The organism is Streptomyces sp. NPDC002835 (assembly GCF_053591995.1).
Genome location: NZ_JBSFUW010000004.1, coordinates 247,207 through 273,797, shown reverse-complemented (window position 1 = coordinate 273,797; position 26,591 = coordinate 247,207). Strand labels below are relative to the sequence as shown.

The 26,591-nt window shown below is 73.3% G+C and carries 16 protein-coding genes; 4 read left to right on the top strand and 12 right to left on the bottom strand.

The window, feature by feature from the left end; all coding sequences use genetic code 11:
- Nucleotides 1-67: 67 nt before the first annotated feature.
- Nucleotides 68-2,302, bottom strand: a complete 2,235-nt coding sequence (locus ACWD01_RS06820) for an ATP-dependent DNA helicase UvrD2 (RefSeq protein ID WP_451158824.1) — start codon at nucleotides 2,300-2,302, stop codon at nucleotides 68-70.
- Nucleotides 2,303-2,441: 139 nt separating this feature from the next.
- Here ACWD01_RS06820 and ACWD01_RS06815 point away from each other — a divergent pair, with 139 nt between their 5' ends.
- A complete protein-coding gene (locus tag ACWD01_RS06815) occupies nucleotides 2,442-2,684 on the top strand; it encodes a mycoredoxin (RefSeq protein WP_451158822.1) in 243 nt (80 codons plus the stop codon).
- Here the strand turns inward: ACWD01_RS06815 and nudC are convergent.
- The 6 genes from nudC to ACWD01_RS06785 all read right to left on the bottom strand — a co-directional run bounded on the left by nudC (nucleotide 2,681) and on the right by ACWD01_RS06785 (nucleotide 14,114).
- The gene (gene nudC / locus ACWD01_RS06810; RefSeq protein ID WP_451158820.1) at nucleotides 2,681-3,685 is read right to left on the bottom strand and encodes an NAD(+) diphosphatase; all 1,005 of its coding nucleotides are present in this window, start codon (nucleotides 3,683-3,685) and stop codon (nucleotides 2,681-2,683) included. The two genes, ACWD01_RS06815 and nudC, sit on opposite strands and share 4 nt — an antisense overlap.
- A 37-nt stretch (nucleotides 3,686-3,722) precedes the next feature.
- The gene (locus ACWD01_RS06805; protein WP_451158818.1) at nucleotides 3,723-5,120 is read right to left on the bottom strand and encodes a dipeptidase; all 1,398 of its coding nucleotides are present in this window, start codon (nucleotides 5,118-5,120) and stop codon (nucleotides 3,723-3,725) included.
- 10 nt (nucleotides 5,121-5,130) lie between these two features.
- Nucleotides 5,131-8,745: a UvrD-helicase domain-containing protein gene (locus ACWD01_RS06800; protein ID WP_451158816.1), complete on the bottom strand. Its 3,615-nt coding sequence runs from the start codon at nucleotides 8,743-8,745 to the stop codon at nucleotides 5,131-5,133.
- A gap of 79 nt (nucleotides 8,746-8,824) precedes the next feature.
- Nucleotides 8,825-9,964, bottom strand: coding sequence for a hypothetical protein (locus ACWD01_RS06795; RefSeq protein ID WP_451158814.1), 1,140 nt, complete (start codon nucleotides 9,962-9,964; stop codon nucleotides 8,825-8,827).
- 110 nt (nucleotides 9,965-10,074) lie between these two features.
- Nucleotides 10,075-13,608: an ATP-dependent helicase gene (locus ACWD01_RS06790; protein WP_451158812.1), complete on the bottom strand. Its 3,534-nt coding sequence runs from the start codon at nucleotides 13,606-13,608 to the stop codon at nucleotides 10,075-10,077.
- Nucleotides 13,609-13,763: 155 nt separating this feature from the next.
- The gene (locus ACWD01_RS06785) at nucleotides 13,764-14,114 is read right to left on the bottom strand and encodes an MGMT family protein (protein WP_451158811.1); all 351 of its coding nucleotides are present in this window, start codon (nucleotides 14,112-14,114) and stop codon (nucleotides 13,764-13,766) included.
- 224 nt (nucleotides 14,115-14,338) lie between these two features.
- On the opposite strand from ACWD01_RS06785, the gene ACWD01_RS06780 reads away from it, so the two are divergent.
- The 3 genes from ACWD01_RS06780 (at nucleotide 14,339) to ACWD01_RS06770 (ending at nucleotide 20,290) form a co-directional block, all read left to right on the top strand.
- Nucleotides 14,339-17,002 (top strand): lysylphosphatidylglycerol synthase domain-containing protein, encoded by a 2,664-nt coding sequence (locus tag ACWD01_RS06780; protein ID WP_451158809.1) that lies wholly within the window; start codon nucleotides 14,339-14,341, stop codon nucleotides 17,000-17,002.
- 119 nt (nucleotides 17,003-17,121) lie between these two features.
- On the top strand, nucleotides 17,122-18,669 hold the full coding sequence (locus tag ACWD01_RS06775) for an alpha/beta hydrolase (RefSeq protein ID WP_451158807.1): 1,548 nt from the start codon (nucleotides 17,122-17,124) through the stop codon (nucleotides 18,667-18,669).
- A 55-nt stretch (nucleotides 18,670-18,724) separates the two neighbouring features.
- Entirely contained in the window at nucleotides 18,725-20,290 is a 1,566-nt protein-coding gene (locus ACWD01_RS06770) for an alpha/beta hydrolase (RefSeq protein WP_451158805.1), read from the top strand.
- A gap of 97 nt (nucleotides 20,291-20,387) precedes the next feature.
- Here the strand turns inward: ACWD01_RS06770 and moeZ are convergent, their stop codons facing one another.
- The 5 genes from moeZ to ACWD01_RS06745 all read right to left on the bottom strand — a co-directional run bounded on the left by moeZ (nucleotide 20,388) and on the right by ACWD01_RS06745 (nucleotide 26,576).
- Nucleotides 20,388-21,566 (bottom strand): adenylyltransferase/sulfurtransferase MoeZ, encoded by a 1,179-nt coding sequence (gene moeZ, locus ACWD01_RS06765; protein WP_451158803.1) that lies wholly within the window; start codon nucleotides 21,564-21,566, stop codon nucleotides 20,388-20,390.
- A gap of 63 nt (nucleotides 21,567-21,629) precedes the next feature.
- Complete coding sequence (locus ACWD01_RS06760; RefSeq protein ID WP_451158801.1) at nucleotides 21,630-22,391, bottom strand: spherulation-specific family 4 protein; 762 nt, start codon at nucleotides 22,389-22,391, stop codon at nucleotides 21,630-21,632.
- A complete protein-coding gene (locus tag ACWD01_RS06755; protein WP_451158799.1) occupies nucleotides 22,379-23,338 on the bottom strand; it encodes an NAD-dependent epimerase/dehydratase family protein in 960 nt (319 codons plus the stop codon). Before ACWD01_RS06755 ends, ACWD01_RS06760 begins: the two co-directional genes overlap by 13 nt.
- Before the next feature lie 155 nt (nucleotides 23,339-23,493).
- Entirely contained in the window at nucleotides 23,494-24,909 is a 1,416-nt protein-coding gene (locus ACWD01_RS06750; RefSeq protein ID WP_451158797.1) for a hypothetical protein, read from the bottom strand.
- On the bottom strand, nucleotides 24,906-26,576 hold the full coding sequence (locus ACWD01_RS06745) for a DUF3492 domain-containing protein (protein ID WP_451158795.1): 1,671 nt from the start codon (nucleotides 26,574-26,576) through the stop codon (nucleotides 24,906-24,908). The genes ACWD01_RS06750 and ACWD01_RS06745 overlap by 4 nt, the downstream gene beginning before the upstream one ends.
- Nucleotides 26,577-26,591: the final 15 nt, after the last annotated feature.

Sequence of the window (26,591 nt, the reverse complement as noted above, 5' to 3'; positions counted from 1 at the left end):
TTTCCGTGGTTAAGAACCTATGGGGCTGGCCGGGGGCTGCGCAAACTATTTTTTCGACGAGTTTGCATCAGTCGTCCTCATCGCCCTCGCCAGGCTCTTCACCTGCGCAGATGGCCAGGACATCGGCCCCGAAACGATCCAGTTTGCGCCCACCGACCCCGGAGATCCCGGCCAGTTCGCTCTCGTCGCCGGGCACGGCCTCCGCGATCGCCATCAGCGTCTTGTCGGTGAAGACGCAGTACGCGGGCTGGCCCAGCTCCTTCGCCTGGCCGGCCCGCCACTCGCGCAGCCGCTCGTACAGCGCCTCGTCCATGTCCGAGGGACAGTCCTCGCAGCGCATCAGCTTCATCTCGCCGGCGTCCGTGAGCGTCTTGCCGCAGACCCGGCAGAGAACCGGGCCGCGACGCTTGCGGCGCCCGCCGCCGCGCTCGACACCGCCGCCGCCTCCCGCCGCCCGCGGCCCGGCGGCGGCGGCGGAGCCGGGACGCAGTCCGTTCAGGAAGCGGGTCGGACGGCGCGAGGCCCGGCCGCCGGGGGCACGCGACAGGGCCCAGGAGAGGGAGAGATGCAGCCGCGCACGGGTGACGCCCACGTAGAGGAGCCGGCGCTCCTCCTCGACCTGCTCGTCCGTCTTGGCGTAGGTGATCGGCATCATGCCCTCGGTGAGCCCGACGAGGAACACGGCGTCCCACTCGAGACCCTTCGCCGAGTGCAGGGAGGCGAGCGTGACGCCCTGGACGGTGGGCGCGTGCTGGGCGGCGGCGCGCTCGTCCAGCTCGGTCACCAGATCGGCGAGGGTGGCCTGAGGCCTGGCCCGTACGAAGTCCTCCGCAAGGCGGACCAGCGCGGCCAGCGACTCCCAGCGGTCACGCACCGCGCCGGAGCCGGCGGGCGGCTCGGTGGTCCACCCCTTGGTGGACAGCACCGCACGCACCTGGGAGGGCAGATCCTCCACGTCGTCGAGGAGCGCGTCGTTGCCCCCGGCCCGGGCGGCGCCCCGGAGCGCGACCCCCGCCTCGCGCACCTCCTGGCGCTCGAAGAACCGCTCGGCCCCGCGCAGCTGGTACGGGACGCCCGCGTCGGCCAGCGCCTGCTCGTAGACCTCGGACTGGGCGTTGATCCGGTACAGCACGGCGATCTCGCCGGCCGGGACGCCGGCGGCGATCAGGTCGCGGATCCGGCGGGCGGTGCCCTCGGCCTCGGCCGGCTCGTCCGAGTACTCCACATAGGCCGGCTCGGGGCCCGCCTCGCGCTGGGAGATCAGCTCCAGGCGGTGCTCCGCCGCCCGGCCGCGGGCCTGGCCGAGCAGGCCGTTGGCCAGGTGGACGACCTGTGGGGTGGAGCGGTAGTCACGGACCAGCTTGACGACGGTCGCGCCGGGGTGGCGGGTGCGGAAGTTCAGCAGGTGGTCGGGGGTGGCGCCGGTGAAGGAGTAGATCGTCTGGCTGGCGTCCCCGACGACGCACAGGCTGTCCCGCTCCCCCAGCCACAGGTCCAGCAGGCGCTGCTGGAGCGGGCTGACGTCCTGGTACTCGTCGACGACGAAGTGCTGGTACTGGCGGCGGACGTGGTCGGCGATGTCGTGCCGGTCCTGCAGGATGCCGACGGTGAGCAGCAGCACGTCCTCGAAGTCGATCACCGAGCGGTCGCGCTTGAGCTGCTCGTACATCGCGTAGACCTGGCTGATCTCGGCCGGGTCCCGGGGGGCGTCGCGCAGCGACTTGGCGACCACCGCCGGGTAGTCGCCCGGCACGGTCTGGGTGACCTTGGCCCACTCGATCTCGCCCGTGACGTCCCGCAGCTCGTTGCGGTCGAGCCGGATACGGCAGCGCGCGGCGGCCTCCGCGACGAGCTGGATCTTGCGCTCGAGCAACCGGGGCAGCTCGCCGCCGACCGCCTTGGGCCAGAAATACTGCAGCTGACGCAGCGCGGCGGAGTGGAACGTACGCGCCTGGACGCCGCCCGCGCCGAGCTGGCGCAGCCTGCCCCGCATCTCGCCGGCGGCACGGTTGGTGAAGGTGACGGCCAGCACGCTGGCGGGCTGGAGTATCCCCGCGCGCACCCCGTACGCGATGCGGTGGGTGATCGCGCGCGTCTTGCCCGTGCCGGCTCCTGCCAGCACGCACACCGGTCCTTGCAGGGCGGTCGCCACTTCACGCTGCTCGGGATCGAGCCCGTCGAGCACGGCGTCCGCCGAATCGGGGACCTGCGGGAAAAGGGAGGAGTGCGTTGCTGCTGTCACCCCGCCATGCTGCCAGGTCGCCCGGGACGGATGCGGCGGTTGTCCACAGGGGTGCGACATTCGTCGTACGGATCGGGCCGGGCCCCGGAGAGGCGGTCACCGCAGGGTCACCGAAGGAGCGGGAATTGTCACGGGGTCATGTGTGTTCTAGCCGCTGGTGATGACTCACCTCCGACCCCGACCTAGGGAGCAGAAGACGATGCAGGGAACTGTGACGATGTACAGCACCACCTGGTGCGGATACTGCCGTCGGCTGAAGAGCCAGATGGACCGCGAGGGCATCACGTACACCGAGGTCAACATCGAGCACGACCCTGACTCGGCAGCGTTCGTCGAGAAGGCCAACGGCGGCGACCAGACGGTTCCGACCGTGCTCTTCCCTGACGGGTCGACGCTGACCAACCCGTCGCTCGCCCAGGTCAAGCAGAAGGTCGGCGTCTAGTCACCCGAAGCACTGAAGCGCCTGAAGCGCCCAGAGGCGTCCGACGGCCGCGGAGAGACGTCGCCGGGCCTGGGGAGCGGCTTGCCGTACCAGAGCTCGATGAGACGGGCCGCGATCGAGATCCCGTAGGGAGGCAGCACCTCCCCGGACTCGAACGCGGCCCGCAGGTCTTCGCGGGAGAACCAGCGCGCCTCGTGGATCTCCTCGCCGTCGACCTCGATCCGCGACGAGGTGGCCCTGGCCATGAAGCCCAGCATCAGGCTCGACGGGAAGGGCCAGGGCTGGCTGGCGACGTACTCGACCTCGCCGACGTCGACGCCCACCTCCTCGCGGACCTCCCGGCGCACGGACTGCTCGATCGACTCCCCCGGCTCGACGAAGCCGGCGAGCGTCGAGAAGCGGCCCTCCGGCCAGTGCACCTGGCGGCCGAGGAGGGCGCGGTCCTCGTCGTCGGTGACCAGCATGATCACCGCGGGGTCGGTACGGGGATAGTGCTCGGCGCCGCACGCCTGGCAGCGGCGGATGTGGCCCGCCGCGGCGATGACGGTGCGCTCGCCGCAGCGGGAGCAGAAGCGGTGGAGCCGCTGCCAGTTCTCCAGGGCGACCGCGTGCACCAGCAGCCCCGCGTCGCGCGGGGACAGCAGCAGCCCGGCCTCGCGCAGCCCGGCGGGTCTGGCCGACTGGTCCATACGGCCCGGCAGGGCGTCCTTCTGGAGCGCGAAGTAGCGCACCCCTTCCTCGTCGGTGCCGAGGAAATAGCGGTGGGTCTCGGTGACCGGGGCCTCGAAGGCCGGCGTCATGACCAGTTCGGTCCGGCCGTCAGGGGTGTCGTCGACCAGCGCCTGGCCGCCCGAGACGACGAAGACACGGGTCGTCGGGTGGCTCCACGCCGCCGCGAGCCATGCCTCGTCGAGGCGGTTGTGCGCCTCGCGGTCGATGCCGCTGGGCGCGGTGAGACTGATCGGGCGCTCTGCGGCGTCGGCATAGCTCTTGGTGCTCACGGTTCTTCCAACTCCCCCGGACGGGTGGTGAATGTGTTCAGCGAAGGGCTGCGGCCAGGTCGCCCCACAGATGGGCGGCCGTCTCCGCGCCCTTGAGGAGGAGATCCAGCTCGACCTTCTCGTTCGGTGCGTGCCAGCCGTCGGACGGTACGGAGATGCCCAGGAAGAGCACGGGCGCGGCGAGCACGTCCTGCAGGTCGGCCGCCGGTCCCGAGCCGCCCTCGCGGGTGAAGCGGATCTTGTGGCCGTCGAAGGCGCGGCCCATGGCCCGTACGACGGCCTGCAGCGCCGGGTGGTCGAGCGGCGTCAGACACGGGCGGGTGGCGGCCCCGAACACGATCTCGTGACGAATGCCCGCGGGGATGCGGGCGGCGACCCAGTCGGCGACGGCCCGCTCGATCTTGTCCGGCTCCTGACCGGCGACCAGCCGGAAGGACAGCTTGAGGTGTGCGGACGACGGAATGATCGTCTTGCCGCCGGGGCCCTGGTAACCGCCGCCGATGCCGTTCAGCTCGGCCGTCGGGCGGGCCCAGACGCGCTCCAGCGTGGAGTAGCCGCTCTCCCCTAGGGTCCCGTGGGACCGGGCGGTGCGCAGCCAGGTCTCCTCGTCGAAGGGCAGTTCGGCGAAGAGTTCCCGCTCGGCGTCGGTGAGCGGCGCGACGCCCTCGTAGAAGCCGGGGACGGTGACCTGCTCGTTCTCGTCGTGCAGGGCGGCGACCAGGCGGGCGGCGACGGTCGCCGGGTTGGGCACGGCGCCGCCGAACGACCCGGAGTGGATGTCCTGGTCGGGGCCGTACAGCGTGATCTCGCAGTCCGCGAGGCCGCGCATGCCGGTGCAGACCGTGGGCGTGGTCTGTGACCACATGCCCGTGTCGGACACGATCACGGCGTCCGCGGCGAGGCGCTCGGCCCGCTGCTCGACGAGGGCGCGGAAGTGGGTGGAGCCCGATTCCTCCTCGCCCTCGATCAGCAGTTTCAGGTTCACGGCGGGCGCCGTGCGCCCGGTGACCGCGAGGTGGGCCCGCACGCCGAGGGTGTGGAAGAACACCTGGCCCTTGTCGTCGGCGGCGCCGCGGCCGTACATCCGGCCGTCGGCCGTGTGCGGCTCGAAGGGGTCGGTGTGCCAGCCGTCCTCGCGGGCGGCGGGCTGCACGTCGTGGTGGCCGTAGACGAGCACGGTGGGCGCGTCCGGGTCGCCGGACGGCCACTCGGCGAACACGGCGGGGGCGCCCGGTGTGGGCCAGATCTCGGCGACCGGGAAACCGGTCCCGGTGAGCTTGGCCGCGAGCCACTCGGCGCTGCGCCGTACGTCCCCGTCGTGCTCGGGCTGTGCCGACACCGACGGGATGCGCAGCCACTCGGCGAGGTCGTCGAGGAAGGCGGCGCGGTGCTGCTGTATGTACGTACGGACGGCGTTGTCCGGGGTCTCGCTCATGCTCTGAAGCCTAACGGGCGACGGCACCGGCCCGGTCTGCCGTCCCGTCCAGCAGGATGCGCTCCAGCCCGGCACGGTCGGGAAGGCCCTCGGGACGCACGACCTCGCCGGTGCGTACGAACACGAAGGTGGCGGTCACGGCGTCGAGCGGGATGCCGTGGCGCTCGGCCCACGCGAGGCGGTAGACGGCGAGCTGGAGGGGGTCCGCGGTGCCGCCGCGCGCGGTCTTCCAGTCGACGATCTCGTACGTGTCCTCCCCTGTCCGGTACACGGCGTCGATACGGCCCCGGACGACCCGCCCCGCCAGCGTGAACTGGAAGGGGACCTCGACGCCGTGCGGAGTGCGGCGGGCGTACGGCGTGCGCTCGAACGCCTCCTTGAGCGCGGCCAGGTCCTGCTCGTCCGCGATGTCGTGCTCGTCGGGACCGCCGAGGTCGCCGTCGCCGCCCGGGAGCTCGTCCGGGCCGAGCATGGGCAGCGGCAGCTCCTCGAAACGCGCCTCCACCCAGGCGTGGAACCGGGTGCCTCTGCGGGCCGCGGGCTGCGGCGGGCGGGGCATGGGGCGGGCCAGCTCCTGGGCGAAGCCGTCGGGGTCGGCGGCGATACGGAGCAGCTGGGACGCGGAGAGCGAGGGCGGCACGAGGACGTCGCGGACGGTGGCGCGGCTGCGGCGGAGCTCGCCGGCGAGGGCGTCGAGGTCGCGGTCCCAGGAGGCGATGGTGCGGCTCTCCTCAGGCGTGAGGCGCGCGGGGCTCGCCGCCTCGGCCGCGGGCACGGGGCCGACTCCGCCGTCCTGAGCGGGGGGCACGGGGCTGACTCCGCCGTCCTGAGCCGGGGGCAGATCCTGGGGCTGGAGGCGCGTGGGGCTCTCGTCCGCCGCCGGGGACAGATCGTCGCGTCCCCGGGTGGCCTGGTGGGGGACGGTGGTCTCCGGGTGGTCGTCGAAGGGCGGCGGGGCTTCGTCCTCGGGCGGCGCCTGATCCGGCCAGTCCCAGTCGTCGGGCTCCTCCAGCTCGTGCAGCGCGTCGTACTCGTCCGGCTCGTCCAGAGCAGCCGGCCCGCCCGGGAAGGCCGGCCGATCGACCGGTTCCGGCCCGCCCGCCGGGTCGTCGGCGGGGGCCGGTTCCGGTGCCGCCGCCAGCGCTTCCAGGTGGGCCAGGACCGTGTCCGCCGCGGCACGGCGGCGGGACAGCGAGACGGGGTCCAGCGGCAGCGGCCAGGCGTGGTCCGCGGTGGCCGCGCCGAGCGCCGGGTTCTCGGCGTCCTCCTCGGGCTCCTCCGCCCAGACCTCGATCTCGCCGTGCCCCTGCTCGCAGTGGTCGTACAGCGCCTGCAGGAACGCCGACGGGCCGCGCCGCCGCTTCTGGCTGGGGCCCCACCAGTGCCCGGAGCCGAGGAGGAGCGAACGGGGGCGGGTGAAGGTCACGTACCCGAGGCGGAGCTCTTCCGTGTGCTGGTGGTCCGTCATCGCCTCCTTGAACGCCTTCAGGCCCCGCGCGTCCCACGACTCGACATCGGGGAGCGTGTCCGCGTCGCCGCGCAGGGCGTGCGGGAGCACCTTGGACCGGGAGGTCCACGCGTCCCGCGCCTGGTCGTTCGGGAAGTGCTTGGCGACGAGCCCGGGGACGGCGACGACGTCCCACTCCAGTCCCTTGGACTTGTGGGCCGTGAGCACCTTGACCGTGTTCTCGCCGCCGGGGAGGGCGTTGTCGAGACCCTTCTCGTACTGCGCGGCGGTGCGCAGGAAGCCGAGGAAGGCCAGCAGGGTCGCCTCTCCGTCCAACGCGGCGAAACCGGCGGCGACGTCGAGGAAGTTGCCGAGGGTCTCGCGGCGGCGCGCCGCCAGGGCATGGGGCGAGGCGGCCAGTTCGACCTCGAGGCCGGTGGTGGACAGCACCCGGTGCAGGACGTCCATCAGCGGGTCGGCCAGCGAGCGCCGCAGGTCGCGCAGCTCGGCGGCGAGGCGGGCGAAGCGGATCCGGGCCTCGGGGGAGAACGCCAGGCCGTCGTCCTCACCGCCGGCCGATTCGAGGAACGTGTCGAGCGCGTCGGCCAGCGAGACGATCTCGGCGGGGTCGGTGCCCTCCACCGCCGCGGCGAGGCGCTGGTCCGGGTCGTCGCCGGCGGCGGCGCGGTGCACGAGGAGCCGCGCCCGGCGGCCGAGGAGCGCCAGGTCGCGCGGCCCGATGCGCCACCGCGGGCCGGTGAGCAGGCGCACGAGGGAGGCGTTGGCCCCCGGGTCCTGGAGCACCTCGCACACCGCGACGAGGTCGGCGACCTCCGGCAGGTGCAGCAGCCCGGACAGGCCGACGACCTCGACCGGGACGTCGCGGGCGACCAGAGCGCCCTGGATCTCCGGGAAGTCCCCCGCGGTACGGCACAGGACCGCGATCTCGCCGGGCTCCTTGCCGGTGCGCACCAGGTGCGCGATCGAGTCCGCGAGCCACTCGATCTCGTCGGCGTGCGTCGGCAGCAGCGCGCAGCGCACGATGCCGTCCCGCTCGGCCCCCGGGGCGGGCCGCAGCGCCTCGACGCCCTCGTGCATGGCGCGCAGCGGGGTGGCGAGGCCGTTGGCGAGGCGCAGGAGCCGGCCGCCGCTGCGGCGGTTCTCGCTGAGCGAGTAGCGGGTGGCCGGGCTGCCGCCGGCGTGCGGGAAGTGGACGGGGAAGTCGTCGAGGTTGGCGACGGACGCTCCGCGCCAGCCGTAGATCGCCTGGCAGGGGTCGCCGACCGCGGTGACCGCGTGGCCCGTGCCCTTCCCGAACAGCCCGGAGAGCAGCAGCCGCTGCGCGACGGACGTGTCCTGGTACTCGTCGAGCAGGACCACCCGGAACTCGTCCCGCAGGAGGGCGCCCACCTCCGGCCGGGTCATCGCCAGCTCGGCGGAGAGGGCGATCTGGTCGCCGAAGTCGAGCAGGTCCCGCTCCCGCTTGGCGGCGCGGTACCGGACCGTCAGGTCGAGCAGTTCACGGCGCGCCGCCGCGGCCTCCGGGACCTTGCGCAGGTCGGCGTTGGTCAGCCGCGCGCCCTCCAGGGTGCGCAGCAGCTCCGCGTCGTACGCCGCCAGGCGCTCGGTGGACACCAGATGCTCGGCGAGCTCGGCGTCGAGCGCCAGCAGGTCGCTGACGAGGGACGGGAAGGAACGGGTGAGCGCCGGATACGGCCCCGGGGCCTCGCGCAGCACGCGGGCCGCGAGCTGGTACCGGGTGGCGTCGGCGAGCAGCCGGGCGGTCGGCTCGAGTCCGATGCGCAGGCCGTGGTCGGTGAGGAGCCGGCCCGCGAAGGCGTGGTACGTGGAGATGCGCGGCTCGCCCGGAGGGTTGTCCGGGTCGATGACCTCGGGGTCCGTCACCCCCGCGCGGACCAGGGCGGTGCGGACGCGCTCGGCGAGCTCTCCGGCCGCCTTGTTGGTGAACGTGAGGCCGAGGACCTGCTCGGGGGCCACCTGGCCGGTGCCGACGAGCCAGACCACGCGGGCCGCCATGACCGTCGTCTTCCCCGAACCGGCTCCGGCCACGATGACCTGCGGCGCGGGCGGCGCGGTGATGCAGGCCGTCTGCTCCGGGGTGAAGGGGATCCCGAGGAGCTCCTTGAGCTGCTCGGGGTCGGTGATACGTGCGGTCACCTCGTAGAGGCTAACGGGGGCCACTGACAGCCGGTGGCCCCCATGTCTCCCGGTGCACCCCGGTATGCCCGGAAAGCTCCTACGAGGCGCTCTCGCCGTCCGCCGCGGTCCCGGCTCCGGACCCCGTGTCCTGCCCCCCGGTGTCCGTACCGGTGCCGCTGCCCGACTCGGAGGCGCCGCCCGAATCGGCGCCGGTGCCGGTACCCGTGTCGGAGCCCGCGCCGTTCCCGGTGCCGGAGCCCGGGTCCGTGCCGGAATCAGACCCGGCCCCGGTGTCGGATTCCGTGTCGGCGTCGGTGCCCCGGTCCGTCCCTGCCTCCAGGCCGACGTCCGGCCCGGTGCCCGACTCCCCGTCCCCGTCGCTCCAGTCCCCCGACTGCTCCCCCGTCTGCGACTCGCCCGCCTCGAACCCCTCGCCCCCGGTCAGGCTGTCGAGGTCGATGACCTCCTCCGACGGCGGGGCGTCGACCCGGACCGGCTTGTCGTAGCCGGAGAGGACGATCGTGCCGGTCTCGTCACCGCCCGTCCTGACGATCTTGAGAACGCGGGGCTTGCCCTCCTTGGCGACGTGGACCGTCGTGGTCGTGCCCTGTTCCCTCTTCACCAAGGTCACGGTCGGCGCGCCGTCGACCGACGAGTCCGGGCCCTTCTTCATCCGCTTCCGGTCGGCCTCGTCCACGTCCATCCGGGCGAACATCGACTTGAGGTCGCAGACGCGGTCCATGTCCGCGACGCTGCCCACGGGCATCTTGATCCAGCGGCCCGTCATGAGCTCCACCACGGCCCCGTTGTCGGACCCGTCGGGCGAGCCGGAGGAACGCTCCTGCAACGAGGCCCGCCAGAACGGCTCGTCACCCTTCAGATACATCGTCTCGGCCAGCTGCCGCAGCTCGGCCCGGCCTCCCTTGACGCCGAGCCGGCCGGTGCAGTTCTGGGCGGAGTCCAGGGCGAGGTCGACCGAGACCGGCTCGCCGTCCTTCTCGATCCGGCCCGCCATGGTCAGCGACCTGGCGGACCTGGTGGCCTCGACCGCCTTGTCGGCGATCTGCCCCGCGTCCAGGCCGGCCAGCGAATCGGCGCTGGTCGCGGCCGCCGGCTCCTTCCGCTCCCCGGGGGCCCCCTTGGCCTTGGTGTCACCGTCCTGGGAACAGCCCGCCAGCACGACGATGGCACTCGCCCAGGCCACCGCCGTGGCCAGGGACTTCCGCTTGGCCGTCATGTTGTGTCTCCTCGCGATCCGCAGGGTCCCGCCATCGGCCTTCGGCGGCCGGGCCTCCATTGGAGCGGGGCGAATGCGACGTCGCATGACAAACACACCGGCCGTTCGGCTCATTCGACTATTTGGCGGCCCTCCGGCTGCGCACTGCACGAGGCGCGGAAGGTGCAGTGCGTGCAGTGCTGGCCGGTGGAGGGCGTGAAGCGCTCGTCGAGCACGCGGCCGGCCGCGGTGGCGAGCAGATCGCCCACCCACTCGCCCGCGAGCGCCTCCTGCGCCTGCACCTTGGGCAGGGCCTCGCCGCCCTCCTTCTTGGCGGCCGGCTGCCGCAGCTGTACGAGTTCGGCGCCGCCCGGCTCCGGCCTGCGGCCGTCGAAGATCTCGTCGACCGCGCCCTCGCGGACCGCGAGCTGGTACACGGCGAGCTGCGGATGGCGGGCGACCTCGTCCTTCGTGGGCATCGCCTTGCCCGTCTTGAAGTCGACGACATACGCACGGCCCTGCTCGTCCTGCTCGACGCGGTCCATGGACCCGCGGATGCGCACCTCGAACTCGCCCGCCGGCAGCGTCACGTCGAAGTCGTGCTCCGTCGCGGCGGGGGTACGGCCGCCGCGGTCCATCACGTGCCAGCGCAGGAAACGTTCGAGCGCGGCCCGCGCGTGCTCCTTCTCCTGATGCGACTTCCAGGGAGCGTCGAAGACCAGCGCGTCCCACACCGAGTCGAGACGCTCCATAAGAACGGCGAGATCGGCGGGGGTACGGCCGGAGGCGACCTCGTCGGCGAGTACGTGCACGACGTTGCCGAAACCCTGGGCGGCGGTCGCGGGCGCGTCCGCCTTCACCTCGCGGCCGAGGAACCACTGGAGCGCGCAGCTGTTGGCGAGCTGGTCCAGCGCGCTGCCGGAGAGCGTGACCGGCCGGTCGCGGTCCCGCAGCGGTTTGGCGCTGTGCGTGGGCTCGTACAGGCCCCACCAGCGGTAGGGGTGGGCGGCGGGCACGAGCGGCCGGCCTTCGTCGTCCGTCAGGGCGGCGAGCCGGGCGAGCCGGCGGGCGGCCGCCTCCCGCAGTTCGGGGGAGGCCGCCGGGTCCACGGTGGTCGCGCGGAGCTCCGCGACGAGCGGGGCGACGGCGAGCGGGCGGCGCGGACGGCCGGTGACGTCGCGCGGCTCCTGGCCGAGCTCGGCCAGGAGACGGGACGGCTGGTCGCCGTCGTCCGCCGGCGCCTTGACCGCCGTGACGACGAGACGGTCGCGGGCACGGGTCGCCGCCACGTAGAAGAGCCGGCGCTCCTCTGCCAGCAGGGCGCCGGGGGTGAGCGGCTCCGCGAGACCGTCCCGGCCGATGCGGTCGGCCTCCAGGAGCGAGCCTCTGCGGCGGAGGTCGGGCCACAGGCCCTCCTGCACGCCCGCGACGACGACCAGGCTCCACTCCAGGCCCTTGGAACGGTGAGCGGTCATCAGTCGGACGGCGTCCGGGCGGGCCTCCCGCCGGGAGAGCGTGTCGGCGGCGATGTCCTGGGCCTCGATCTCCTTGATGAAGTTGAGAGCGCCGCGGCCGCCGGTGCGCTCCTCGGCGCGGGCCGCGGTCTCGAAGAGAGCGCAGACGGCGTCCAAATCGCGGTCCGCGTTACGGCCGCCCGCGCCGCCGCGGAACGCGGCGCGCTCCAGGCGGCCGGGCCAGGGGGTGCCGTCCCACAGCAGCCACAGGGCCTCCTCCGCGGTGCCGCCGCCCTCGAGGAGCTCGCGCGCCTTGCGCAGCAGCGCGCCGAGCCGCTGGGCGCCGCGGGCGTACGCGGGGTCGTGCGCGACGAGCCGCTCAGGCTCGGCGAGCGCGCGGGCGAGCAGCCGGTCGGACGGCGGCGGCAGCATGTTGCCGCCGGCCCGCTCCTCGTCCCGCAGGGCCCGGCCGAGACGGCGGAGGTCGGCGGTGTCCATGCCGCCGAGGGGGGAGGTGAGGAGGGTGATCGCGGTCTCGGTGTCGATCCAGCCCTCGTCCCCACCACGATCCCCGGCATTCGCCGCGCCGTCCGTGCCGTCCGGCTGGTCCCCGGCCGCCTCCGGCACGCCGGCCCCGGCCGCGCCCCCCTCAAGCGCGTCCACCGCACCGGACGCGTCGTCCGCCCCCGCAGCACCCTCCGCACCAGCCAGGACGTCCGGCGCTTCCACCGCCCCCGGCGCCCCGTCGGCCCCCCGCGCCTCGCGGCCGGGCTCCGACGCCCCCGTACCCCCCGTACGGCCCGACCCCGACGCCGCCGTCGCCACCGTGCGGAGGGCGGTCAGGAGCGGGGCCACCGCCGGTTCGTGGCGCAGCGCGACGTCGTCGCCGTCGACCTCGAGGGGGACGCCCGCCGACGTCAGGGCGCGGCGGATCGACGGGATCGTGCGGCCGCCCGCGCGGACGAGGACCGCCATCTCGTGCCAGGGGACGCCGTCCTCAAGGTGCGCGCGGCGCAGGATGTCCGCGACGTTGTCGAGTTCCGCGGAGGCCGTCGGGTACGTGTACGCCTCGACGTGGCCTCCCTCGCGGACGGCGGACAGCTCGCGGTGTGCGCGCACCTTGTCGGACGGCAGCCGCGTCAGCGGCATCCGGCGGGTCAGCAGGCGGGTCGCCTCCAGCAGCACCTCCCCGCTGCGCCGGGAGGTGGTGAGCACCGCGACGTCGGCGGGCCTGCCGTCGGCCCGCGGGAAGGCGTCGGGGAAGTCGAGGATGCCGTTCACGTCCGCGCCGCGGAACGCGTAGATCGACTGGTCCGGGTCGCCGAAGGCGACCAGCGTCCGCCCGCCGCCCGCGAGTGCCGTCAGCAGCCGCACCTGGGCCGGGTCGGTGTCCTGGTATTCGTCGACGAACACCGCGTCGTACGAAGGCAGGGGCGTCTCCTCGGCCAGCAGCACCGCCCGGTGCACCAGCTCCGCGTAGTCGAGCACGCCCTGCAGGTCGAGGACGTCCAGGTACTCGGCGAGGAACGCCGCGGCGGCCGCCCAGTCGGGCCGTCCCGTGCGGGCGGCGAAGCGGGCGAGGGAGTCGGGGCCGAGGCCCAGCTCCCGGCTGCGGGCGAGCACGGCCCGCACCTCGTCGGCGAAGCCGCGGGTGGTGAGGCAGGCCCGCAGCTCGTCGGGCCACCGCACGCCGCCGGGCAGGCCGATCTGGCCGGCCAGCAGGTCGCGGACGGCGACGTCCTGCTCGGGACCCGACAGCAGCCGCAGCGGCTCGGCGAACAGGTCGGCGTCCTGGTGGGCGCGGACCAGCGCGTAACAGAAGGAGTGGAACGTCGTCGCCTGCGGCCCCCGCGTGCCGCCCAGCCGCAGCGCCATCCGGTCGCGCAGCTCCACCGCAGCCTTGCGGCTGAAGGTGAGGACGAGGATGCGGGCCGGGTCCACACCCCGGGCGATGCGCGCGGCGACGGCCTCGACGAGCGTGGTCGTCTTGCCCGTGCCCGGTCCGGCGAGGACGAGAAGCGGTCCCTCTCCATGGTCAACCACCGAGCGCTGAGCTGCGTCCAGGAGAGGGGGAGCCACCGGGCCCGGAGGGGTCCGCACCAGCCGGTACGCGCCCGGGGACCCGTCCCTGCGGCCCTGCGGGCGCACGGGAACCCCCGGCCGTACCTGCTGCGGGTACGGCGTACGCCCGGTGGTGGAGGAGGAGCTCACGTGGTTCGCCGGTCCTGGGTCTGCTGGTGGTGAGACTGCGCTGCGTGCCGCGCGCTGAAGACGCTACGCCAGCGGCCCGCGGGCGGACGGCGGGGCCGTTTCGTCCCTCGTACGGTCTTCGCACTCCCCGTACGGCCGCCACTTGGCGGAAGCTGTCATATGTGAGCTTCGTCGCTGTGCGTCCCGGCGCCGTCCCATCGTGCGCGTCTCATGTCGAGACGCGGCACATGGCCCTCCGCGGCGCGGGACGCCGCGCGCAGCGGAGTCCCCTCTTCGCGGTACCGCTCCAGGGCGCGCAGCTCGTTGCCGGGGAGCAGGACCCCGTCGGAGCGCACGACGCGCCACCAGGGCACGCCGCCGCCGTACAGCGCCATGACCCGGCCGACCTGGCGGGGTCCCGCCTCGCCGAGCCACTCCGCGACGTCCCCGTAGGTCATGACGCGTCCCGGCGGGATCAGCTCGGCGACCTCCAGAACCCGCTCGGCGTACTCAGACAGCTCGTCCATCCGACTCATCCTGCCGTACGCCACCGACAGTGCCGTGGCCGCGAGCGCTCCGGAGACCGGGAGGCGAATCGGCACAGGGGCGGCAAAGAGGTGTACCGTACGCGCCTCGAACCCCCGCATTGCACCCTGACACCCCTCTCTGTCGGCGGCTCGTGCCACCATCGTGCGGGCGGTGACTGGTGATACGAGATCAAGAAGAGACCGAGACGGCGAAGGATCAGGGCGTGAAGCCTTCGAAGGCAGCAGGCACCCCTGACTCCGAGCCGCACCCGAAAGCACCGGCCCGGGACAGGGAGACCGAGGTCGCCCACGCGGACCAGGTGTCCGGGGACGAGCCGCTGCTCGCCGCGCGGGTGCACCGCCCCTCGGACCTGATGCGGCTGCTGATCGGCATCCTGGCGATCGCGGTCGTCCTCGCCGTCGCCGCGTTCGCCCAGGGCACCACGACCGGCCTCGAGCAGGACATCAACAAGGGCACCGGCCAGGCCCCCGACCTGCTGGTCAAGATCGCCGGGCTGGTGTCCAGCATCGCCGTGCTCCTCGTCCCCGTGGCGTTCGCCATCGAGCGTCTGATCAAACGGGACGGGCTGCGGATCGCGGACGGTGTGCTCGCCGCGGTCCTCGCGCACGGGGTCACCCTCGCCACCGACCTCTGGGTCTCCAAGAGCGCGCCGGGCAGCCTTCAGGACGCCCTGACGCAGCAGCAGACCGGCGGCGAACTGACCGATCCGGTGCACGGCTATCTCGCGCCGGTCATCGCGTACATGACGGCGGTGGGCATGGCCCGCAGACCGCGCTGGCGCGTGGTGCTGTGGATGGTGCTGATGCTCGACGCCTTCGCGATGCTGGTGGCCGGCTACACCACCCCCTTCTCCGTGCTGCTGACCGTGCTGCTGGGCTGGACCGTCGCGTACGGCACCCTGTACGCCGTCGGCTCGCCGAACGTCCGGCCCACCGGCCAGAACCTGCTCGCCGGGCTGCGTCACGTCGGCTTCCACCCGGTGACGGCCATGCGCGCGGAGGACGACGCCCCGGAGAGCGCGGACCAGGACCGCGGCCGGCGCTATCTGGTGTCCCTCGAGGACGGCCCACCGCTCGACGTCACCGTCGTCGACCGCGAACAGCAGGCGCAGGGCTTCTTCTACCGGGTGTGGCGCCGGCTGACGCTGCGGTCCATCACCACGCGCCGCTCCATCCAGTCGCTGCGCCAGGCGCTGGAGCAGGAGGCGTTGCTGGCGTACGCGGCGATCGCCGCCGGCGCCAACGCCCCCAAGCTGATCGCCACCTCCGAGCTCGGCCCCGACGCCGTGATGCTCGTGTACGAGCATTCCGGCGGCCGTTCCCTCGACTCCCTGAGCGACTCCGAGATCACCGACGACGTGGTGCGCGGCGCCTGGCGGCAGGTGAAGGCGCTCCACTCGCGCCGTATCGCGCACCGCAGGCTCGCCGGCGACGCGATCCTGGTGGACCCGGGCGGCCAGGTGATCATCACGGACCTGCGCGGCGGCGAGATCGCCGCCGGGGACATGGTGCTGCGGATGGACATCGCCCAGCTGCTGACCACCCTCGGTCTGCGGGTGGGCGCCGGCCGCGCGGTGACCGCGGCGGTCGACGTGCTCGGCCCGGACAAGGTCGCGGACTGTCTGCCGCTGCTCCAGCCGATCGCGCTGAGCCGCTCGACCAGGGCCACCCTGCGCCAGCAGGCGCGGGAGCGGGCGCAGCGGGAGCGCGAGTCGGTGCTGGAGGCCTCCCAGTCGGCGAAGCGCGCCCGTACCGGTGAGCTCGCGGCCGACGACCGCAAGGCCGCGAGAAAGGCGGAGCGCGCGGAGAAGCAGGCCGACAAGCGGGCCATGGACGAGGCCATGGAGGAGGTCCGCGAGGAGGATCTGCTCTCCCAGATCCGCCGGCAGGTGCTGCTCATCAGGCCGCAGGCGCCGGTCGAGCCGGTCCGTCTGGAGCGGATCAGGCCCCGCACGCTGGTCAGCTTCATCGCGGGCGCCGTCGCCGCCTACTTCCTGCTGTCGCAGATCGCCGGCATCGACTTCGGCACGGTGTTCGCCAACGCGCACTGGGGCTGGGTGGCGGCCGCCCTCCTGTTCTCCGCGCTCAGCTACTTCGCCGCGGCGATGAGCCTGCTCGGGTTCGTCCCGGAGCGGGTCGGGTTCCTGCGGACCGTGCTGGCCCAGGTCGCCGGGTCGTTCGTCAAGATCGTCGCCCCGGCGGCGGTCGGCGGCGTCGCTCTGAACACCCGGTTCCTCCAGCGCTCCGGGGTCCGGCCGGGGCTGGCGGTGGCCAGTGTCGGCGCCTCGCAGCTCTTCGGCCTCGGCGCCCACATCCTGCTGCTGCTGTCCTTCGGTTATCTCACCGGCACGGAGAAGACGGCGTCGCTCACCCCGTCCAGGACCGTGATCGCCGGTCTGCTGACGGTCGCCGTGCTGGTGCTGGTGGTGACGGCGATCCCGTTCCTGCGGAAGTTCGTGGCGACCCGGCTGAGGTCCCTGTTCGCCGGGGTCGTGCCGCGGATGCTGGACGTGCTCCAGCGGCCGGTGAAGCTGCTCACCGGCATCGGCGGGATGCTGCTGCTGACCAGTGTGTTCGTGCTGTGCCTGGACGCGTCGGTCCGGGCGTTCGACGGCGGCAACCAGCCGGTGAGCTACGCCAGCATCGCCGTGGTGTTCCTCGCGGGCAACGCGCTCGGTTCCGCGGCGCCGACGCCCGGCGGTGTGGGCGCCGTCGAGGGCGCGCTGCTCGGCGGTCTGGTGCTGGTGGGCGTGCCCAAGGAGGTCGCCGCGCCGGCCGTGCTGCTGTACCGGACGATGACGCTGTGGCTGCCGGTGCTGCCCGGCTGGTTCGCGTTCACGCACCTCACCCGCAAGGGCTCCCTCTGAAGGAGCGTGCCGCCGCCCGGTGTCACCCGGGCGGCGCAGCGCACGGGCCGCCCACCCGCATGGACGCCGGGCGTCCGCCAGCCCGTGCGGGGCCCGCGGGGGCGGCGCACGATGGCTGCATGCCGATGACTTCCGCCGCCGTACGCGCAGCCGCCGCCACAGTGACCGCCGTACTGCTGGCCGCCGGCTGTTCCGACGGGGGAAGCGGCTCCGAGGACCGGCAGGACTTCGCCGCCCAGGAGCTGGAGTGGCGCGCCTGCCCGCCTCCCACCGACGCGCAGGGCAACGGCCCGTCGCCGTCGCCGCTGCCCGGGGGCACGCAGTGGCAGTGCTCGTTCATGGACGTCCCGCTGGACTACGAGAAGCCCGACGGCGAGACCATCGAGTTGGCCCTGATCCGGGCGCCGGCGCGGGATCAGAAGAACCGCATCGGCTCCCTCGTCTTCAACTTCGGCGGACCCGGCGCCTCTGGCGTGTACACGCTGCCCGCCCTCGCCTCCGACTACGACGGTCTGCGGTCCCGCTACGACCTGGTGAGCTTCGACCCGCGCGGAGTGGGCCGCAGCGTGCCGGTCGAGTGCCTCGACGACCGGGAGCTCGAACGACTGGCCACCGTAGACCCGACGCCGGACGACACCGCGGAGGAGCGGGCGTACCTGGACGGGATCGAGCGGTTCACCGACGGCTGCGAGGAGAACTCGGGGGACGAGCTCCCGTACGTCGGCACCCGTAACGCCGCTCGCGACCTCGATCTGATGCGCCAGGTCCTCGGTGACAGGAAGCTGCACTACTTCGGCATCTCGTACGGCACCGAGCTGGGCGGCGTCTACGCCCACCTGTATCCGAAGAACGTCGGGCGGGCCGTCTTCGACGCCGTCGTGGACCCGACGCAGGGCACCGTCCAGAGCGCGCTCGGCCAGGTCAGGGGCTTCCAGCAGGCGCTCACCAATTTCGCGGAGGACTGCCTGGAGCGCGGCGACGCCTGCCGGCTCCCCGGTTCCTCCGTCCAGGAGATCGAGGACTGGATCACCGGTTTCCTCGACCGGCTCGACAAGAAACCGGTCAAGGGCATCGGGGAGCGGATGCTCACCGAGGGCCAGGCGGCGAACGGCATCATCCAGACGCTGTACTCGAAGGAGTACTGGACGCTGCTGGAACAGGGCCTCGACGAGGCCGACGGCGGCGACGGAGCCCTGCTGATGGCGTTCTCCGACGCGCTGAACGGCCGCAACGAGGACGGCAGCTACAGCAACATCCAGGCGGCGGGCACGGCGATCGGCTGTGTCGACTCCAAGGCCCGCCACACGCTGGACGAGGCCAAGGCCATGGTGCCCGAGTTCCGCGCGGCCTCCCCGGTCTTCGGCGAGTACCTCGCGTGGGGTCAGGCGAGCTGCACGAAGTGGCCGGTGCCCGGCACCTGGGTCCACCCGGACGTCTCCGCGCCCGGCGCACCGCCCATCGTGCTGGTCGGCACCACCGGCGACCCGGCGACGCCCTATGAGGGCACCGAGGCGATGGCCCGGGCGCTGGGCGAGGGAGTGGCGGCCGTGGTCACGTACGAGGGCGAGGGCCACGGCGCGTACAGCAGCAGTCCGTGTGTGCGGAAGGCCGTGAACACCTATCTGCTGGAGGGCGAGCCGCCGTCCGACGGCACGGTGTGCGGGTAGTCCCGCCCGGCGATCTAGGATGTCGAACCTGTCTTCGAAAGCCGTGGGGGGCGTCATGAGACATCGGACAAGGGCGGGATCGCTGGCCGTCGCCGCGCTGCTGACCGTGGGCACGCTCGCCGGGTGCGACAGCGGGCCGGGCACGGCCGACGGCCGGGCCGCGCCGTCCGCACGGCCGTCCGCCGGCGGGGAGCTTTCCGCCCTGCCCGCGGCGCTGACCGGCCAGCGGCTGGAGTGGAAGGGCTGCGACGCCCCGGTGGAGGCGCGCGGCAGCGACGCGGAGAAGCCCGGCAAGGAGTGGCAGTGCGCCACGCTCGACGCGCCCCTCGACTACCAGGACCCGGCGGGCGAGACGATCGGCATCGCCCTGATCCGGAGCGAGGCCCCTGATCCGGAGCGGCGGATCGGCTCGCTGCTGTTCAACTTCGGCGGCCCCGGCGGCTCCGGCGTGGCCACGCTGCCCAACGCCGCCGACGACTACGGGAATCTGGCCAAGCGCTACGACCTGGTCGGCTTCGACCCGCGCGGGGTGGCACGGAGCTCCGCCGTCGACTGCCGCGACGACGCGGAGACGGAGAAGTCGCTGGCGATCGACCCCACCCCGGACGACGCGGCGGAGGAGAAGGCCTATCTGGCCGACGCCGCGGACTTCGGCGCGGACTGCGCCGCGCGGTCCGGCCGGCTGCTGCCGCACGTCGGCACGCTCGACACCGCGCGCGACATGGATCTGATGCGGCACGTCCTCGGCGACGAGAAGCTTCACTACGTCGGCTTCTCCTACGGCACCGAGCTCGGCGGGGTCTACGCGCACCTGTTCCCGCAGAACGTCGGGCGGCTCGTCCTGGACGCCGTGGTCGACTCGACCGCCGACGACGTGGCGCACTCGCGCAACCAGGTGCTCGGCTTCCAGCGGGCTCTGGAGAACTACTTCAAGAGCCGCGGGATCGGCGCGACGGAGGGCACGGACCGCGTCGTCGCGCTCCTCGAGAAGCTGGACCGGGAGCCGCTGCCCACGCGGGACGGCCGGGTGCTGACCGAGGGTCTCGCAACCATCGGGATCATCATGCCGCTCTACTCTCGCTCCGACTGGCAGTACCTGACCATCGGTCTGCAGGCCGCAGAGCGCGGTGACGGGAGTGTGCTGCTGGCCTTCGCGGACGCGTACCACACCCGTGACAGCGAAGGGCACTACTCCGGTCAGCACGAGTCCCATGCCGCCATCACCTGCGCGGACACGGCGGTCGAGGCGACCACGGCCGACGCGAGGGCCCGTCACCTCGCCGAGTTCACGAAGATCTCCCCCGTGTTCGGTCCGCCCCTCGGATGGGGGCTGGCCGCCGGGTGCGCCGACTGGCCCGTCAAGGGCGCGGCGACGACTCCGGACGTCTCCGCGAAGGGCGCGGCGCCGATCCTGGTGATCGGCACGACGGGCGACCCGGCGACGCCGTACGAGGGCGCGCGGAAGACGGCCGACGAACTGGGCAAGGGCGTCGGGGTGCTCATCACCAACGAGGGCGAGGGGCACGGCTCGTACGGCGAGGGCGCCTGTGTGACCAAGCTCGTCGACGCCTATCTGCTGCGGGGCACGGTGCCGAAGGACGGCACGACCTGCTCTTCCTGAGCACCGGGCGGGCTCGTCGCGCACACGGAAGGCCCGGGACACACGGAAGGCCCCGGACCGCTCGCGGCGGTCCGGGGCCTTTCGTGGTTTCGCGCGATCAGTAGATCGGCTTCTCCGGCTCGATCTGGTTGACCCAGCCGATGACGCCGCCGCCGACGTGCACCGCGTCGGCGAAGCCCGCCGACTTCAGCACGGCGAGGACTTCCGCACTGCGGACACCCGTCTTGCAATGCAGGACGATCTTCTTGTCCTGCGGCAGGTCCTGGAGGGCGGTGCCCATCAGGAATTCGTTCTTCGGGATCAGCCGGGCGCCCGGGATCGAGACGATCTCGTACTCGTTGACCTCGCGGACATCGATGATGTCGATGTTCTCGCCCTCGTCGATCCACTCCTTGAGCTGCTTCGGAGTGATCGTCGCACCGGCCGCCGCCTCCTGGGCCTCCTCGGAGACGACGCCGCAGAAGGCCTCGTAGTCGATGAGCTCGGTGACGGTCGGGTTCTCGCCGCAGACCGCGCAGTCCGGGTCCTTGCGGACCTTGACCTGGCGGTACTGCATCTCGAGGGCGTCGTAGATCATCAGTCGGCCGACCAGCGGCTCACCGATGCCGGCGAGCAGCTTGATGGCCTCGTTGACCTGGATCGAACCGATCGAGGCGCAGAGCACGCCCAGCACGCCGCCCTCGGCGCAGCTCGGGACCATGCCCGGCGGCGGGGGCTCCGGGTAGAGGCAGCGGTAGCAGGGGCCGTGCTCGGACCAGAAGACGGACGCCTGGCCGTCGAAGCGGTAGATCGAGCCCCAGACGTACGGCTTGTTCAGCAGCACGCACGCGTCGTTGACCAGGTACCTGGTCGCGAAGTTGTCCGTGCCGTCGACGATCAGGTCGTACTGGCTGAAGATCTCCATCACGTTCTCGGCCTCGAGCCGCTCTTCGTGGAGGATCACGTTCACGTACGGGTTGATGCCCTTGACGCTGTCACGGGCGGATTCGGCCTTGGAGCGGCCGATGTCGGCCTGGCTGTGGATGATCTGGCGCTGCAGGTTCGACTCGTCGACCTCGTCGAACTCCACGATGCCGAGCGTGCCGACACCGGCCGCCGCCAGGTACATCAGGGCCGGCGAACCGAGGCCGCCCGCGCCGACGGCGAGCACACGGGCGTTCTTCAGCCGCTTCTGCCCGTCCATCCCGACATCCGGGATGATCAGGTGGCGGGAGTACCTGCGGACCTCGTCTACGGTGAGCTCGGCAGCCGGCTCGACCAGGGGTGGCAGCGACACGGGGGCTCCGTTGGTCGGTATGTCAGTACGGTTGTTCTCTCCGTAACACTGCCATGGCCCTTCTCATTCCGAGACACCACGTCCGATCTGCGAGACGATTTCGTCCCAGTACCCGGGCAGTGTCTCGTACGGCCCGCTCTGCCCCTTTCCTGCCCTGCGGCCGCCCCGGTCGGTGAAGAAGATCGTCCCCGCGCCCTGCCAGCGGGCGATGCGCGTCGCCTCCTCCAGATGCGTGCGCGGCACTCCGTGGACGAAGTGGACGAACCGTTCCGGCGGATACTCCGCGGTCCACTCGGCCACCTGTGACCAGCGGTACTCGGTCCACGGGCCGGAGAAGGTGACGAGCTGGTCCGCCGCCTCCGCGTAGCCCGGGTACGGGTGCGAACCGTGCCCGAGGACCAGGTGACCGCCGTCCAGTACCGCGTCCAGGGTGGCCGTCGTCCGCCGCACCTGGGCGAGGTCGGCCCGCTCCGTGGGGCAGCGGTCCAGCATGAACCCGTCGGTCTGGTACCAGTCGGCGAAGTGCTGGGCGTCACGGACGAGGTCTCCGAAGGGACGCGACCCGTCGGCCATGTCGATGTGCCCCAGGACGCGCACGCCGGCGTTGCGCAGCCGGCCGGCGGCCTCCAGGCAGTGCGGGTCGGGCAGTTCGCCCGGTCCTCCCGCGACATTGAGCACCACCCAGTGCAGCGGCGTCCCCGGACGGGTCAGCTCGGCCCATTCGACCGGGGCGAGCATCGGGTGGGCGTACCCGGGGACGCCGAAGCCGAGCCTCTCCGCGCCGGTGGCGGAGAGCGGTGTGTCCGTCGTGGTCAGATGCGGCATGCCGCCTCCATCCAGATGTCGGCGAGGGACTCCTCGAAGTTGATACGGGGACGCCAGCCGAGCCGGTCGCGCGCGGTGCGCACATCGGCCTGCTGCCAGCCGCCGCAGCCGTCCGGGTACGGGGAGGGCGTGGCGCCGAGGTGCTCGATGATCGACTCGGAGCGCGGGCTGCCGACGACCGGGCGGCCCGGGGGCGTGTCCAGTTCGTGCAGCGCGCCCGCGTAACCGGCGACCCGGGCGAGGGTGGCCGCGGCGTCCCTGAGCTTGACCGCCCGTCCGGTGCCGATGTTGACGACGCCCTGCGCGGCGGAGAGCGAGGCGGCGTGCACGGCGCGCGCCACGTCGCGCACGTCGACGAAGTCGCGCTGCACGCCGAGGCCGCTGAGCTTGAGCTCGCCGTCGCCGGACTGCATGGCGCGCCGCATGGCCTCCGCGAGCCGGCCGAGCGGGGAGCCGGCCGGGGTGCCGGGACCGACGGGCGAGAAGACGCGCAGGACGACGGCGTCCAGGCCGGAGCCGAGCACCAGCTCGGTGGCGGCCAGCTTGCTCACCCCGTACGGACCGCCGGGGCGCGGGACGGCGTCCTCCGCCGTCGACGAGCCCTGCTGCGACGGCCCGTACTCGGACGCGCAGCCGACCTGGACGAGGCGGGCGCCGCAGCCGCTGCGGCGCAGCGCCTCGCAGACGGTCGCGACGGCCACCGTGTTGTGCCTGGTGAGCTCGCGGGCTCCGCCGCGGGTGGCGCCCGCGCAGTTGATGACCACGCCGGGGTGGACGGCGCCCAGGAAGCGGGTGAGCGCTCCTGGGCTGCCGCCGGAGAGGTCGAAGCGGACGTCGGCGTCGTCGCCGCGGCCCAGAGTGGTCAGGTGCACGGCCGGATCGGCGAGCAGCCGGTCGGCCACGAAGCGGCCGAGGAATCCATTGGCACCGAGCAGGAGCACCCTCATCGCGCCGCTCCTCGGGGCCGACGGGCCGGAGCTGGGTGTTGCGGGGTCATGTCGCGTTCTCCTTCACGATTGCTGTCGATGCCATGGCGGCCGGTACTGCGAGGTGTCGGCTCCGCGGAGTGCGGCGGATGGTCCGGCGGCATTCAAGGGGCAGGTCAAGGGGTGTGGGCGGAGGCCCGGGACAGGGCCACGGCGGCATGGACGAGCAGCCCGGCGGCGGCCGCGCCGCAGGCGAGCGCCGGCACGGCCGCCGTGCCCCAGACGCCGACGACCGCGTCGACGGGACGCGCGAGGGCATCGAGACCGGGCAGACGTCCGGCCAGCAGCAGGGCGGGTGCGGCGGCCTCGGCGGCGCAGGCGGCAGCCAGGGCGGTCGCGGCGGACTTGGGGAAGCCGTGGACGACGAGCAGCCGGGCCAGGAAGAGGAGCGTGCCGAGCGCGGCGGTGGGCGCCGGCGAGCCGCCCGGGAGAACGAGCCCGGTGAGGATGAGCACGACGGTGAGTGCCCCCATGTGGAGCACCAGGACCGCGAGAAGCAGCGGCCGCGCCCCCGCCGCGAACTCGTCCAGCCCGCGGCACCGTTCGAGCCGGCGCCGGGCGAGCACGGAGTAGAGGTGAGCGCAGCAGGCCGCCGGGGCGACGGCGAGGGCGAGCCCGACCAGCGGCGTGGTGTCCATCGGCCATGCGCGGTCCGGTCCCCCGCTGATCACCTCGTGCAGGAGCCCCTCACCGAAGGCGGCGAACGCGAGCAGGCAGAGCGTCCACATCTGTACGGAGGCGACGGTGCGGCCCTTCGCCCGGAGCGGTCCGCGGCGCAGGCACAGCGCCATCGCCACGGCGACCCCGACGGCCCCGGCCACACCGGCGAGGAGCCGCAGGTTGCCCTCGGCCGCCTCCATGCCCGCCACGGCGAGAGCGCACACGGCTCCCGGCAGGAGCGCACGCAGCAGCCAGGGGGCGGATCCGGTCCGGCCGGCGCGCGAATCGGCGGCGCGCGCCGGCCGGACCGGAGCGGGGGTGTGTTCCGTGGCGCGGGGCACCCGCGCGTACATCTCCTCGGCGAGTGCGAACACGTCCCGGTGACGGAAGCGTGCCGCGGTGCGGTCCGTGACCCCGTGCGCCTCGAGCCCGGCGGCGATCTCCAACGGATCGACGGCCCGCTCGCACAACTCGCGATGACGGTGCATGAGCGCCTTCACGGGGTCGGCTGCCCCTCGGCGGCCGGATGCGCCGCCGCGGCGTTCGGCGGGCCCCGTGTCGACCGCCCCCGGACCCGACCGGCTCTCCCTGGACCGGGCGCCGCCCGGGGCCTCCGGGCCCGCGCCGGGCCGGTTGCCCGCCAGGGCCTCCGGGCGCTCCGGGCCGGGCTCCGCCTCCTGACCGGCCCATGGGCCGGGCCGTCGGTCTGCGCCGGACCGGCCACCCGCTGCGGGCTCCGTCGGCCGCGCCCGACCGGGCGTCGCCAGCCCCTCCGCCTGGACGTGGCCCAGGGCCGTCAGAGCGCGTGCGGCGTCGGGCGCGGTCGCCGTGCCGAGGGCCGCGGAGCTCTCGGTGGTGCGGGGAGCCGTCATCGGTGGGCCTCCTCAGGCGTGTCCCCAGGGGCTCCGGTCGCGACGAGGCGCGGCTCGTCCGCCCAGCTCGGGGTGTGCGGCCCCGCCGCCGTGCCGGTCCAGTGGCCCGGCACGTGCGACTCGGCGGGGTGCGCGAAGGGCAGCGGCTCGCCGTCCGCGTCGACGGCCTCCCGCTGCACCGGGGAGTGCGATATGAGTTCCAGGTAGATGCCGCGAAATGCCGTCAGGTTCTGCTCCACGGTGAAGAGTTCGAGCGCGCGGGCGCGCGCCGCCGCGCCCAGCCGCTCCCGGCGGGCCGGGTCGCGCAGCAGCGCGACGCAGGCGTCGGCGAGCGCCCGCGGGTTGCGCGGGGGCACGACCAGCCCGGTGCCGCCGATGACCTCCACGACCGCGCCGACGTCCGTCGACACCGTCGCGCGGCCGCAGAACATCGCCTCGACCAGGCTGACGGGGAAGCCCTCCACGACGCTGGAGAGGACGACCACTCCCCCGGCGGCGTACGCGTCGACGAGCTCCGGGGCCTCGGGCCCGCCGATCTCCTCGAAGGAGACCGGGTTGTCGCCGACGGCGTGCGCGCCGTCGGCCTCGTCGGGGAAGAGCTGCGCGGCGAACGCCTTGCAGTGCCCCAGGTAGGTGACCGCCTCCGGGCTCGCGGCGGGCGGTGCGAACAGCCGCAGCCGGGCCGCCGGCTCCTCCTTGCGGATCTCGGCGAAGGCGTGCAGCAGGGCGACGATGTCCTTGGCGGGCTCGATCCGGCCGACCCAGACGAGGGTGTGCGGTTCGCCGGTGTCGGCGCTGTCGCCGACGGCCGCGAAACGGTCCGCCTCCATTCCGGGGTAGACGGTGCGCAGCTTCCGGCGGTCGGCGCCGCACTTCTCCTGCCACCGCCGCGCGTGGGTGTTGCCGGGGGTGATGACGGCGGCCTGCCGGTAGACCTCGGTGGCCAGCTGCCGGTGGAAGGAGGCGAGGAGGGCCCGTACCGGGGTGCTCAGGCCGGCGTCTGTGGCCGCGAGATAGTGGGCGCGCAGCTGGACGCCGTACTCGGTGACCAGCAGCGGCACCCCGCAGAAGCGTTTGGCCAAAAGGCCGGGCAGGGCCGCCGGTCCGCCGGACGCCGCGTGGCAGAGGTCGACCGCGCCGAGGCCTTCCTCGTCGTACCAGTCGAGGAGCAGCGGACGCAGCGCGCGTTCGAGACGGTCGGCGAAGGCGAGGTGGTCGACCACGGTCGCGCCGTGCACCGTACGGCGGGTGCCGGGCGCACGGCACGCGGACTCGAGGGCGCGCACGGCGGTCTCCGACCGGAGCGCGGCGTACAGTCCGCCGTGTTCGCGGGCGAGTTCGGCCAATCCGTACAGTCCGTCGGCGAATCCGTCGCCGTCGGCGCACACCGCGGCGGCGAGGTCCTTGAAGTGGCCCGCGAAGCGCCGGCGCTCGCGCCGCCCGTGGCTCAGGCCGTCGTCCGCCGGGGCCCACAGCGCGGCGGTGCGCACCCTGCGCACCTGCGGGGGAAGCCGCATACAGCCCTGGTCCTCCTGCCGGGCGCTGCGGCTGAGGGCGTACAGGTCGAACTCGTGCTGACCGAGTCCGCGCACCAACCGGTCGCACCAGAGCCTGGACTCACCGGTCGCATACGGGTAACCACCCTCCGTGAGCAGTCCGATCCGCACGAGTGCACCCCCGTT

Bases quoted from the DNA above. Each gene is read 5' to 3' on its own strand.
- ACWD01_RS06820 (WP_451158824.1), bottom strand. From the start codon at position 2,302: ATGTCGCACCCCTGTGGACAACCGCCGCATCCGTCCCGGGCGACCTGG.
- ACWD01_RS06815 (WP_451158822.1), top strand. From the start codon at position 2,442: ATGCAGGGAACTGTGACGATGTACAGCACCACCTGGTGCGGATACTGC.
- ACWD01_RS06805 (WP_451158818.1), bottom strand. From the start codon at position 5,120: ATGAGCGAGACCCCGGACAACGCCGTCCGTACGTACATACAGCAGCAC.
- ACWD01_RS06795 (WP_451158814.1), bottom strand. From the start codon at position 9,964: ATGACGGCCAAGCGGAAGTCCCTGGCCACGGCGGTGGCCTGGGCGAGT.
- ACWD01_RS06785 (WP_451158811.1), bottom strand. From the start codon at position 14,114: ATGGACGAGCTGTCTGAGTACGCCGAGCGGGTTCTGGAGGTCGCCGAG.
- ACWD01_RS06775 (WP_451158807.1), top strand. From the start codon at position 17,122: ATGCCGATGACTTCCGCCGCCGTACGCGCAGCCGCCGCCACAGTGACC.
- ACWD01_RS06770 (WP_451158805.1), top strand. From the start codon at position 18,725: ATGAGACATCGGACAAGGGCGGGATCGCTGGCCGTCGCCGCGCTGCTG.
- ACWD01_RS06760 (WP_451158801.1), bottom strand. From the start codon at position 22,391: ATGCCGCATCTGACCACGACGGACACACCGCTCTCCGCCACCGGCGCG.
- ACWD01_RS06755 (WP_451158799.1), bottom strand. From the start codon at position 23,338: ATGAGGGTGCTCCTGCTCGGTGCCAATGGATTCCTCGGCCGCTTCGTG.
- ACWD01_RS06750 (WP_451158797.1), bottom strand. From the start codon at position 24,909: ATGACGGCTCCCCGCACCACCGAGAGCTCCGCGGCCCTCGGCACGGCG.